The sequence below is a fragment of the Mycolicibacter arupensis genome (assembly GCF_002086515.1).
GTDB classification, from domain to species: domain Bacteria; phylum Actinomycetota; class Actinomycetes; order Mycobacteriales; family Mycobacteriaceae; genus Mycobacterium; species Mycobacterium arupense.
Genome location: NZ_MVHH01000077.1, coordinates 1 through 10,199, shown reverse-complemented (window position 1 = coordinate 10,199; position 10,199 = coordinate 1). Strand labels below are relative to the sequence as shown.

Here is a 10,199-nt window from a genome sequence, read left to right as displayed (position 1 = left end):
CCTAGGCCCACCGACAACAGTTGCGGGGCCATCTGGGGCAGGTTCGACACAAGCACCTGAACGTGGAACAGAAAATCGGCCTCCATCAGGGGAAAAAGGGTGGATTGCTGCGACGGGTTTGCCAGCACGTCGGAGATTTGCTCACTGAGTTCGGATGCCCAGCCCCGCCAGAAGCGCGGGTCGGACGGGCAATAGACGTTCTCGGTTTCCCCGGTCCACGGATCTATTTTGGTGCCGCAGCCGCCGCCGTCGCTGGTGGTGCTGTCGGATTTCTGGATCTGCGGCGCCGGCGCGGTTTGCGGCGTGGACGCCACCGCCGTGCCGGCGACTGCCTCATAGGCGCCCATTGTGGTGGCCGCCTGGATCCACATCCGCACGTAATCGGCCTCATTCAGCGCGATCGGGATGGTGTTGATCCCGAAGAAGTTCGTCGCCACCAACGCCCCGTGGCTGGCGTGGTTGGCGGCCAACTCAGCCATCGTCGGCATCGCGGCCAACGCGCTGGTGTAGGCCGCGGCCGCGGTTCCATGCTGGGCGGCCGCTGCGGCGCTGTGAGCGCTGGCCTGCATCAACCACGCCAGGTACGGCACATGCGCGGCCACATACGACTCCGCGCTCGGGCCCTCCCATGCCCCGGCCTGCACCGCCCCCAATATTGCGATGAGTTCGTCTGCCGCCGAAGTATATTCGGTACTCTGCGATGTCCACGCACCCGCGGCGGCCAGCAACGCACCCGGCCCCGGTCCGCTGCTCAACAAGGCCGAATGCGCCTCCGGCGGCGAGGCCATCCACAGCGGTGCGCTCATCGCCCAACACCGATCACCGATGCCTGATCGTCGCCGGGCACACCATCGATCGCCACACGTCGCGTCATCACCAGAACTCTCCGTCCGACTCGCGTCACCACGCCCGGTCAGGCAGCGGGAAAAAGGCGTCCCACCACCACCATCGCGGCGTTAATGACAATCGTTTTCGACAAGGTGCGGGCGACTGTACCCCGAATCAACGGCTGATGAAAACTGTTTTCAACAAGAAAATCAGAGCGGTCCGTCCGCACCCGGCGGCGCCACGAGGCGGTCTGACTTGGACCTCAGGAGCGTTATCGAAATGTGCCCATACCCGCGGTAGACACCGACCCATGCCATGCGTACCCTCTAGGGGTATGGGGTACTTGGGGATGCGGGCGAAGGTCCGACGCAGCCGGCCACGGCTGCGATTCCTGGCCGCCGTGCTGGCGGCGGTGGGGATGTTGGCGATCGCCGCCCACTCCGACGTACTGTCGCCGGTGTCGCCCGCCGCTGACCCAGCGCATTCCGTGGTGTCCTCGCTGGGCGGTGAGCACGCGATCACGCTCGATCACCCGCACGCTGCCAACGGTTCGTTGGGCGTGCACCACGAGGCGTTCCCGACCACGATGCTCACGAAGTCGTCGTTCACCGCCTTGGTAGCACTGGGCCTGGTGGCGGCCTTAGTCGTCGCCGCGACTTCACTGGCCTCTCTTGTGGTGCCGGCCGGCCGGGGCCCGCCGGGTGGGCTGGCCGGTGCCCGCACGGGTCAAGAGCGCTTGATCCGGTTCTGCCTTTCTCGTCGCTGAATGGTCAGCGCCAGGCTGTTGTGCCCTGTCACGACGGCCGGTGTCTGCTGCCCATGTCACTGGCCGCGCTCTCCCGTGGCGGCCTCACGCTGAAAGCGACGATCCCATGAACAACCTTCTGTCTTTGAAGCCCTGCGAACTGTCCGAACTACCCGTCGGCGCCGTCGACCTGCGCAGCTCACGGCAATCCATCCTGGCCAGCGCCCCCCAGACCGCCGCGAGCTGCCAACCCGCCCTCACGCCGTATCGCCGGCCCAACGGTTTGGTCGGTAATACTCCGGTGCTGCGGATCTCGGCGCCGCTGACCACGGCCGGTCGCGGGTTTTGGGCCAAACTCGAAGGGTTCAATCCGGGCGGCAGCATGAAAGACCGCCCCGCCCTGCACATGGTTGAACGCGCCCGCGCCCGCGGCCTGCTGCGGCCCGGGGCCCGCATTGTCGAATCCACCAGTGGATCCCTGGGGTTGGGGCTGGCGCTGGCCGGCATGACCTATGGGCATCCGGTGACCGTGGTCACCGACCCGGGCCTGGAGCCGATCGTGCAGAACATGCTGACCGCCTATGGCGCCGATGTGGATGTGGTTTCCGATCCGCACCCGGTCGGCGGATGGCAGCAGGCCCGCAAAGACCGGGTCGCCCAACTGTTGGCCGCCGATCCCGACGCGTGGTGCCCGGATCAGTACAGCAACCCCGACAACATCGACGCCTACCGGTCGCTGGCTCTGGAGCTCATCGACCAACTCGGGCACATCGAGGTGCTGGTGTGCTCGGTGGGCACCGGCGGGCACTCCGCGGGGGTGGCCCGGGTGTTGCGTGAGTTCAACCCGAACCTGAAGGTCATCGGGGTGGACACCATCGGCTCGACCATCTTCGGTCAACCCGCCAGCACGCGGTTGATGCGCGGGCTGGGCTCAAGTATCTATCCACGCAATGTCGACTACTCACTGTTCGACGAGGTGCACTGGGTGGCCCCGGCCGAGGCGGTGTGGGCGGCCCGCTCCCTGGCGGCCACCCATCACGCCAGCGGCGGCTGGAGTGTGGGTGCGGTCGCTCTGGTGGCCGGGTGGGCGGCGCGCACCATGGCAGCCGACACCACGATCGCGGCGGTCTTTCCCGACGGCCCGCAACGCTACTTCGACACCATCTACAACGACGACTACTGCCGCGAACACGGCCTGCTCGGTCACCTACCCCCCGAGGAGCCGGCCGTCATCACCGACCCCAGTGAGCGGGTCGTGCAGTCCTGGACACGGTGTGCCACCGTGCTCGATCCGGCTGGAGTGATGCTCCGATGACGTTTATTTCGCAGTTCCGCAGCTTCGATATGCCCGCCCGGGTGCTGATGGTCAACCAGTTCGGCATCAACATCGGCTTCTACATGCTGATGCCGTATCTGGCCGGCTACCTGGCCGGCCCGCTGGGGATGGCAGCCTGGGCCGTCGGGCTGGTGCTGGGGGTGCGCAACTTCTCCCAGCAGGGCATGTTCATCGTGGGCGGCACGCTCGCCGACCGGCTGGGCTACAAACCGCTGATCGTGGCCGGATGCCTGCTGCGCACCGGCGGGTTCGCCCTGTTGGTCATCGCCCAGTCGCTGCCCGCGGTGCTGATCGCTTCGGCGGCAACGGGTTTCGCCGGGGCGTTGTTCAACCCGGCGGTGCGCGCCTATCTGGCCGCCGACGCCGGCGATCGGCGCGTCGACGCGTTCGCGGTGTTCAACATCTTTTATCAGGCCGGAATCCTGCTGGGCCCGCTGGTCGGGCTGGCGTTGATGGCGTTCGACTTCCGGATCACCGCCGCCGGCGCCGCGGTCGTGTTCGCCGTCTTGACCGTCGCGCAGCTGTTCGCGCTGCCCCAGCACGCCGCCGATCCCGCAGCGGAGAAGACGTCGGTTCTCGATGACTGGCGCATCGTCGCCGGCAACCGGTCCTTCCTGCTGTTCGCCGCGGCGATGATCGGCTGCTACGTGCTGACGTTCCAGATTTATCTGGCGCTGCCGCTGCAGGCGTCGTTTTTGGCACCGCAGTCCCAGTCGGTCGTCGTGGCCGCGTTGTTCGTGGTGTCGGGGATCGTCGCGGTCGCCGGACAGCTGCGCATCACCGCCTGGTTCACCGCCCGCTGGGGCCCCGGGCGCAGCCTGACGATCGGGATGGCGATCGTGGCGGCCTCATTTGTGCCGCTGGTCCTCATCCCCGACGCTGCCCGCTTCGGGAGCATTGCGGCGATCACCGCACTGCTGGTGTCGGCGGGGATGCTGGCCGTCGGGTCGGCTGCGGTGTTCCCGTTCGAGATGGAGACCGTCGTTACACTGGCCGGCGGCCGGCTGGTGGCCACCCATTACGGGTTCTACAACACCATCGTCGGGATCGGGATCCTGGTCGGCAACCTGGCCACCGGCTCGCTCATGGGTGTGGCACGACAACTCGGCGCCAGCGCACTCCTGTGGGCCGGACTGGTCCTCATCGGTGCCATCGCCGCTGTGGCGCTCTATCGCCTCGACCGCGGTCACCATCTTGAACCCGTCACCGCCGCGGCCGACGAACACGGCCAGCTGGTCAGGCGCTAAATCATGAACTACCCGAATCGAACCGGCCCGCCGCACCGCAGCGTGGTGCGGCGCCGCCACGCTGGGCGTGTGCCACGGTCACGGTCGGTGATCGCGATGGCGGCCATCACCACGGTGCTCATCTTGTGGGTGTTTGGTGGGGCCCATTGCGGGCTGCTGCGATCCGGATCGGCGCCACCTCGTCCACTGCAACCGGTACCGACGGCACAAGCTAGCCCGATTGCGGGCACCGTCGACCAGCCACACCTCGATAACCGCTCCGCGGCCTCATGCCACAAGGTGGTCATGATCGCGGTGCTACCACCATCGTCATCCACCGTGTTGGCGGGACTGGGCGCGGTCATCGCACCGGTCGCCGTCCCCGGGTGGCATGCGCAACCGGTGGCGTCGGCCGGGCGCGGCCCGCCGCGTGGGATCGCCGAACCCCTGACCGGGCGGGATCGTTTGACGCGGTTCTGCCTGGCTCGTCGCTGATCGGTCAGCATCAGGCTGTTGTGCGTTGACACGACAGCCGGCGATCACCGACCGGTGAGCATTGCCGCTCGAGAACGCGGCCTCGGCAGCTACCGCTGAACAACAACGTCTGTCCCGCCCTGCAGATGGTCGGGCGGTGGAGCGTCGAATCCCTCAGCGCGACAGCATCACCGGCGCTGGTATCGAGCCGGTCATCCCCCTCACCCCACACCGTCGAAACCTCTCCAACAAGGACAATTCATGGTATTCGTGACCGCCCAACCGGACACCCTGGCAGCAGCCGCCGGGAAGCTGGCGGGCATCGGCTCGCCGATCGCCGCTGCAAAAAATGCCACCGCGGTAACCCCAACCAGCGGGGTCGTTCCCGCTGCCGCCGATGAAATCTCGGCACGGGCAGCCGCACAGTTCGCCGCGCACGCCCAGCTGTACCAAACGGTCAGCGTCCAGGCCGCGGCCATTGATCAACAGCTGGTTGCCACTTTGGGGACCAGCGCCGGGTCGTATGCGGTCACCAAACCTGCCATTGCGGCCGCGACCAACTAAACAATTCGAGGTAACAGAAATGGATTTCGGGGCGCTCCCACCGGAGATCAACTCCGCGAGAATGTATTCCGGTCCCGGCTCGGGGACGATGCTGGCCGCTTCTGCGGCCTGGGAAGGGTTGGCCGCCGATTTGTATTCGACGGCCGCCTCCTATTCCTCGGTGGTCTCCAACCTCACCGGTGGGCCGTGGCTGGGTCCGGCCTCGGCGTCGATGGCGGCCGGGGCCGCCGGCTATGTGGCGTGGCTGAACACCGCGGCCGTCCAGGCCGAGCAGGCCGCCGCCCAGGCCCGTGCCGCGGCAACCGCCTATGAGACAGCACGGGCGATGACGGTTCCGCCACCGTTGATCGCGGCCAACCGCAGCCAGCTGATGTCGTTGATCGCGACCAACGTTTTCGGGCAGAACACCCCGGCGATCGCGGCCACCGAGGCCCTCTACGCCCAAATGTGGGCCCAGGACTCCATCGCGATGTACGGCTACGCCGGCTCCTCGGCGGTAGCCTCACAGTTGACGCCGTTCACCGCGCCGCAGCCCACCACCAACACCGGCGGGCTGGCAGGGCAAACCGCCGCGGCCGCCCAAGCCACCGCCACGTCCGTCGCGACGAACACCCAAGCAACGCTGTCACAGGCCATGTCGGCGGTGCCCACCGCATTGCAGGGGCTCGCCTCCCCGCTGTCGTCCACATCGGCACTCTCGTCGGTGAACTCGTCGCTGAGCTCGTTGAGTCCGGCGCTATCGATGACAAGTTCGGTCGGGTGGATATCGAGTGCGCTGCTGTCGAACCTCAACCAGCTCAAGTCCTTGATGCCGGCCCTCAGCGCCGCCGGCACCACCGCCTCGAGCACCGGTGTGACGGGCGGGCTCGCGTCGGGTCTGGCGGGCGGGCTTGGCCACGGCGCGCTGGCGCCAGCAGGCTGGGCGGGGACCGGTGGCGCGGGAAGTGCTGCGGCGTCAGCTGGTTTAGGCCGGGCGGCCACGGTCGGCGCCCTGTCGGTGCCACCGACCTGGGCCGCCCCGACCGCCGCGATCGGCCCCACCACGGCCTTGCCCGGCTCCAGCCTCACCGCGGCAGCGGCCGGCACGGCCGGTGGGCCTAGCCTGCTCGGCGCGGCGCCACTAGCGGGTATGGCCCGGCGCGCCGCAGACGGTGCTGCCTCCCGGCCCGAGTTGCGTCTGGAGGCTCCCACCGTGATACCACACTCGCCGTCGGCCGGATGAAGCCGGGAGGCACGTGCTGGTAGGCCGCCTACCCGGCAGCGATGAAGATCCGGTTGACCGATCGCGGGGAGGGCCTCAGCGCCCATCTGCGGTTCCCGGTCGAACATCACCACCGCATCCGGCACCCCACCCGAACTTCATCGAGAGCGAAAGCATCTCCGGTGAAGACTGCCGTCGCGCAAAGTTTTCGGCTATGCCTGAACCGCAGCCCACCGATTTACACTGGACTTCGGACGCCGCGGGGCCAGGGCCGATTCATCTTCGATGCGGCGGCCGCAAAGTACGTCGAGACCTCTTCCAAAGATACGATTTCTATTGCCTGCTTGGCGACCGTCGCCCGTAGCCGCGGTAACTCCGCACGCTGCTGCGCCGAAAGCTGCTGTCGGCCATCGGGATCGGATCCGTTCGCTGGGCGGTAGCGCCACGGGTGATGAATATCCGCCACCGCTCGTCACGCACCCATGTCTGCAGCAGGCTCGTGTCCATGTCTAGTTCGCGGGCTACCTCAGCAACCCGCCGGTGTGCATCGATCACCAGGTGCGCGGCCTTGACAAGCGCTCCGGGGTGAACGAGCGCCGGCGTCGGGGCATACCAACATCCTTCACGGGTTCACCGCCCTGCTATCTGCATGTTCACTACGCGTGGAAAGCATCGTGTGGCGGGAGTTTGCCCATCAGCCGACGGGGGATTGGGGCAGTCGCGGGCGCCTGGCGGGCGTCGTGGCCGAAGCGGCGCAGCCGCAGCGAGTTGGTGACCACACTGACCGAGGAGAGCCCCATCGCCGCTCGATGACCGGGTTGAGCAAACCGAGCGCGGCAAGGCGTATTCGTAGCGCCCGTTATGCGGCCGGGGGTGAGGGCGGCGTCTTCGTGGGCGGCGATGCGCTCGAGTAGGGCGTGCAGATCGTCTTTTGTGAACTTCCATTCGAACAGTGTCGCGATCTGCTCGTAGCAGTGCTGGAAGTCGAGCAGTCGGGCTTCGGCGTCGTCGAGGGTGTGGAAGTCTTTGGATGAGAAGACTTTGCGTTGCACTACGGAGAAATAGATCTCCACTTGATTGAGCCAAGACGCGTGCACGGGCAGGTTGATCAGACGCAGATTCGGCCAGCGATCCCTGAGCCGGTTGATGCTGGCCTGTCCCCGGTGAGAGGAGCCGTTGTCGACCACCCAGAACACCCGACGCGTGCTGGCGTAGTGGTCGCTGCACCCATCGCGGTGTCGACCATCGCGAACAGGACCGCACCATGGAGTGCCCCATGTGGGTTGAGGTGCTTAGGCTGCACGTCGAGCCGGGCGCACCCCAAGCCGGGTTTGGTTGTCTGTGTCACCATTCCCAGGAAATCGGCCAGCGGGAATGTGGGCGTCGATGAATCAGTCAATCGTGCCTCGTCTCACGGCTGGATGATCGAAATGCGCCGAGTAACACACCCGATAATGCGAGCGATGTCGGCCTGGCGCCAAATGCGAGTACGCGCGTGTAACTCATACGGTGCGCGGGCGTTCCCAGCGTACGCGCCAGTCGTTTTCCTCCTTCTGCTTATCGTCATAGAGCTGGGCGGATGGCTGGGACAGGTGGATCTGGGGGTGCGGTATCGCAAAGAAGTCACCCTTGCCCTGGGAGGAGGTATGCCCACCGGTGTCGATGTAGCAGAAACCCTCCCCGGACAATATGTCCCAGGCGTCAAGGATGCCGAGATGGCGCAGTGCGTTACGGGCGGCGGCCTTGCCGCCGTTTCGGGCGAAGGCCGCTGCTTTGGGCAAGTTCTTCCCCGATGGCGCGGTTACGGCAGCGGTGTCGCCGATTGCGAAGATGCCGGGGTGCTGGGTTTGCATGGTTGCCGGATCGACACTGATCCAGCCTGAGCCATCCAGCGTCAACGCCGGTTCGTGTGCGGGAATAAACACCAGCAGGTCGAAGTCAACAACCGTGCCGTTAGCGAATTCGATTGATGACGACTCTGCGTCGACTCGGGTAACGGCATGCCCGCCGAAGAACTGGATACCCTCTTCGCTGAGGAACCCGACAAGTTCCTGTCCGGCATAGGGTCCGGCGGAGGGCATGGGCTGTTCTTCCGGGCTATAGATCGAGATCTGGGTAGCGGCCCTGGTTCCGGTTTCCTTGAGCAGGTCTGCGGCAAGCAGGGTTCCTTCGTACGGGGCAACCGGGCATCGGTAGATCTCGGAAGCCACCAGAAACACCAGTTTCCCGCCGCTGAAGCTCCGCAACGCGCGGTGGGCATCGGCAGCAGCGGCCGCACTGTAGTAGTGCACTGCGGTTCCGCGATCCACGGCAGCTTGGAGTCCGGGCGTGTTATCGATGACGTTGCGTGCCCCGGTGGCGATGATCAACGCATCGAAATCGATTGTGCTGGAGTCCACCAGAGTGACAGTGCGTGCATGCGGATCGATGCCGCTGCCCCGCCCAACGACGGTCTCCACCCCAGACAGCGCTTCACCGGTGGGACGGATGGGCACACTGTCTTGACTGCGCCACCCACGCATCACCCATGGCAGCGTGAAGCCCAGGAAGTGTGAGAAATCTTCGTCGACCACGGTGACATCAAGCCCGTTGAGATCTACGCCGACTTCGGTCAATTCCTTGACGACACTCAGTCCTCCGACGCCAGCACCGAGAACAACGAGCTTCTTACCGACCGCCATGAGTTCCTCCATCCTCCGCATCTCTAAATCACGTATCCCTAACCGCTGGACCGCCCGCCCGATGGGCAGGGGCGGACTGCTTTGTCAGCCCGTGTCACCTCTCGTCGTTGAGCGATCCAGGCACGAGTGATCAGAGCAACACCGCAGTGCTGACCGCTGCTTTGCTCGGCCTGCACCACTGCGTGTGCTCACCATCACGAGATCCGCAGTGACACACGTTGCGACGATACCCCATAGGGTATTAAAGTGGTACCCCGCGGGGTATCTTCCGTTTGCTTCAACCGTAGAGAGGAGAAGCAGGTATGGATCCCGTAGTTGGTATGAGGATCGCTACTCAGACGCACGTGGCCATCGACCGACTGGCGGTTCCCGACGAGACCGGCCTTTACCCGGGATTACTGGTCCCGCTGCTCGCGTCCCGGGACCCGGTTGAGGTGACGCGCTCGCCGCCGCAGCCGCCTCGCTGTTACGCCGACGCGAAAGGCATCAGCCGACCATATGCCCCAGCGGGTATTCTCAAGGCTGGCTGTCCGCTTCGCTGCAAATGCTCCATCTTGACCCCGCGGCGATCCATCAGTCTCAAGCAGGCGGCGAGATCCACTGCTTTACCCGGGCCCCATCACCGATCAGAGGAGTTGACATGCAAGCAGCCAACCTGCAGGAATCGACCATACAAGACGAGCAACGCCACGCGGCCCCCTTGGAACGGGGGGCGTTCGGGATGCCCAAGCCACAAGGATGGCCGCTCGAGCGAGTGACGGGTCTAATAGCCGGCGTCGTGGTGCTGACAACTCTTGCCCTAGGCCGTCTGCAGTCGAGTCGCTGGCGGATCCTCACTGGATTTGTTGGCGCAAATTTAATACTTAACGCGACGGCGGGCTGGTGCCCGGCGAGTGTATTGCTGCATCGTTTCGGGCGGGTGCCAACCGTCGCCGAGCGCGAGCGCGGCCACCATATATAAGTCAGTCAGCGACTGAAGGCTCCCGGGTTTCGGGCTGAGCCAGGCCGGCCAGCCCGGCGAGACCGGCCGCCCATCCGAGGTTGGCGATAGCGAGACCTAGGCCCACCGACAACAGTTGCGGGGCCATCTGGGGCAGGTTCGACACAAGCACCTGAACGTGGAACAGAAAATCGGCCTCCATCA

The 10,199-nt window shown here is 65.7% G+C and carries 10 protein-coding genes and 2 pseudogenes; 7 read left to right on the top strand and 5 right to left on the bottom strand.

The window, feature by feature from the left end:
- A partial coding sequence (locus BST15_RS20045; RefSeq protein WP_133053202.1) for a PPE family protein occupies nt 1-806 on the bottom strand: 806 nt, incomplete at its 3' end.
- A 356-nt stretch (nt 807-1,162) separates the two neighbouring features.
- On the opposite strand from BST15_RS20045, the gene lpqS (BST15_RS22930) reads away from it, so the two are divergent.
- From lpqS (BST15_RS22930) to BST15_RS20015, 6 genes are all read left to right on the top strand, one after another.
- Nucleotides 1,163-1,594 carry a putative copper homeostasis (lipo)protein LpqS gene (gene lpqS, locus BST15_RS22930; protein WP_234708307.1) on the top strand — a complete coding sequence of 144 codons (432 nt, stop codon included), beginning with the start codon at nt 1,163-1,165 and terminating at the stop codon, nt 1,592-1,594.
- A 106-nt stretch (nt 1,595-1,700) separates the two neighbouring features.
- The gene (locus BST15_RS20035) at nt 1,701-2,888 is read left to right on the top strand and encodes a PLP-dependent cysteine synthase family protein (protein WP_083071142.1); all 1,188 of its coding nucleotides are present in this window, start codon (nt 1,701-1,703) and stop codon (nt 2,886-2,888) included.
- Nucleotides 2,885-4,156 carry an MFS transporter gene (locus tag BST15_RS20030; RefSeq protein WP_046686434.1) on the top strand — a complete coding sequence of 424 codons (1,272 nt, stop codon included), beginning with the start codon at nt 2,885-2,887 and terminating at the stop codon, nt 4,154-4,156. Before BST15_RS20035 ends, BST15_RS20030 begins: the two co-directional genes overlap by 4 nt.
- A gap of 69 nt (nt 4,157-4,225) precedes the next feature.
- Complete coding sequence (gene lpqS / locus BST15_RS21590) at nt 4,226-4,630, top strand: putative copper homeostasis (lipo)protein LpqS (RefSeq protein WP_131701203.1); 405 nt, start codon at nt 4,226-4,228, stop codon at nt 4,628-4,630.
- A gap of 240 nt (nt 4,631-4,870) precedes the next feature.
- Nucleotides 4,871-5,173 carry a PE family protein gene (locus BST15_RS20020; RefSeq protein WP_046189993.1) on the top strand — a complete coding sequence of 101 codons (303 nt, stop codon included), beginning with the start codon at nt 4,871-4,873 and terminating at the stop codon, nt 5,171-5,173.
- A gap of 19 nt (nt 5,174-5,192) precedes the next feature.
- Nucleotides 5,193-6,395, top strand: coding sequence for a PPE family protein (locus BST15_RS20015; protein ID WP_046189992.1), 1,203 nt, complete (start codon nt 5,193-5,195; stop codon nt 6,393-6,395).
- A 635-nt stretch (nt 6,396-7,030) separates the two neighbouring features.
- On the opposite strand, the pseudogene BST15_RS22925 reads toward BST15_RS20015, so the two are convergent.
- From BST15_RS22925 to BST15_RS20005, 3 genes and pseudogenes are all read right to left on the bottom strand, one after another.
- A pseudogene (locus BST15_RS22925) lies at nt 7,031-7,221 on the bottom strand (hypothetical protein); the annotation flags it as partial.
- A gap of 172 nt (nt 7,222-7,393) precedes the next feature.
- Nucleotides 7,394-7,579 (bottom strand): annotated as a pseudogene (locus BST15_RS22920) (transposase); the annotation flags it as partial.
- Between the two features lie 297 nt (nt 7,580-7,876).
- The gene (locus tag BST15_RS20005) at nt 7,877-9,055 is read right to left on the bottom strand and encodes an NAD(P)/FAD-dependent oxidoreductase (RefSeq protein ID WP_052751464.1); all 1,179 of its coding nucleotides are present in this window, start codon (nt 9,053-9,055) and stop codon (nt 7,877-7,879) included.
- A 544-nt stretch (nt 9,056-9,599) separates the two neighbouring features.
- Here BST15_RS20005 and BST15_RS23200 point away from each other — a divergent pair.
- Nucleotides 9,600-10,016, top strand: a complete 417-nt coding sequence (locus tag BST15_RS23200) for a YgaP family membrane protein (protein WP_337349483.1) — start codon at nt 9,600-9,602, stop codon at nt 10,014-10,016.
- 1 nt (nt 10,017) lies between these two features.
- Here the strand turns inward: BST15_RS23200 and BST15_RS22255 are convergent.
- Nucleotides 10,018-10,199, bottom strand: a 182-nt coding sequence (locus BST15_RS22255) for a hypothetical protein (RefSeq protein WP_165757148.1), incomplete at its 5' end; no start/stop codon positions are given.